Below are 970 nucleotides of genomic sequence, written 5' to 3'. Positions count from 1 at the left end.
GTGTAGGGTCGTAAATTTTAGAGCCAATTATAGGGTAAAGCGCGGTACGAATGGATAAGGGTAAACAGTGGAGAAAAAAAAAAGAGTAGACAGATTAACGAAATGGGCTGAACAATTAAGAAGGCAAGGTTACCAAGGGGAAAACCAGAAGTGTTGAACCAAGAGCAGGAGCTGCGGGAAAAAGATAAATGAGAATCGAAAAGTGTTAATCGTAAGGAAGTGGAAATGTTTTTTTTTTCAAGCGGAAGACGGCATACGAGATGCGCTACAGCAACAGTATGAACAGCCCAATCTATACGTAGAGCAGAGCTTTGAGGAGCGATTAAGCTTACTGCTTGATGTTGAGATAACACAACGTGATCAACGAAAAATTGATCGCTTAACTCGACAAGCTAAATTCAGAGTTGGCGGCACGCTTAGCCAGTTAAATTATGGCGCAGAACGACAACTAGATAAAACACAGATCCGCTCATTGGCACAAGGGGAATGGCTTCGCCTTCATCAAAATATCTTGATCACAGGAGCAACTGGCTGTGGCAAAACTTATCTCGCTTGCGCGCTTGGTCAAAACCACTGCCAACAAGGGAATAGCGTTTACTATTTTAGGCTCAAAGAGCTATTAGAAAAAATGTTTCTGGCGCAGGCAGATGGCAGTTATCGCAAGCTAATTAACAAGCTTAGCTCGGCCAGTTTACTGATCTTAGATGATTGGGGGTTAGAGCCATTAACGGCTCAACAACGGAGTGATTTACTGGAATTAATTGATGCTAGATACGATACAAAATCGACCTTAATTGCCAGTCAATTACCGATAGAAAATTGGTATGAAATGATCGGAGAATCTACCCATGCAGATGCGATTCTAGATCGGCTTGTTCACGGGGCAATAAAATTGGAATTAAAAGGTGAATCGATGCGAAAAAAACTAAATACCTTGACTGATGGCGATCACTCAAGTTAGATTTTACTG

1 protein-coding gene is annotated in these 970 nt (G+C 41.6%); it reads left to right on the top strand.

Going from position 1 to position 970, the window contains the following annotated elements; translation table 11 throughout:
* The first annotated feature begins 208 nt into the window (after positions 1-208).
* Positions 209-961, top strand: a complete 753-nt coding sequence (istB, locus tag OA79_RS17745) for an IS21-like element ISShfr5 family helper ATPase IstB (RefSeq protein ID WP_063334550.1) — start codon at positions 209-211, stop codon at positions 959-961.
* The last annotated feature ends 9 nt before the right edge of the window (positions 962-970 follow it).

This window comes from Marinomonas sp. TW1 (assembly GCF_001625355.1).
Taxonomy (GTDB): Bacteria; Pseudomonadota; Gammaproteobacteria; order Pseudomonadales; family Marinomonadaceae; genus Marinomonas.
Note: the sequence above shows the minus strand (reverse complement) of the source record. Positions and strands in the feature narration are given on the sequence as shown.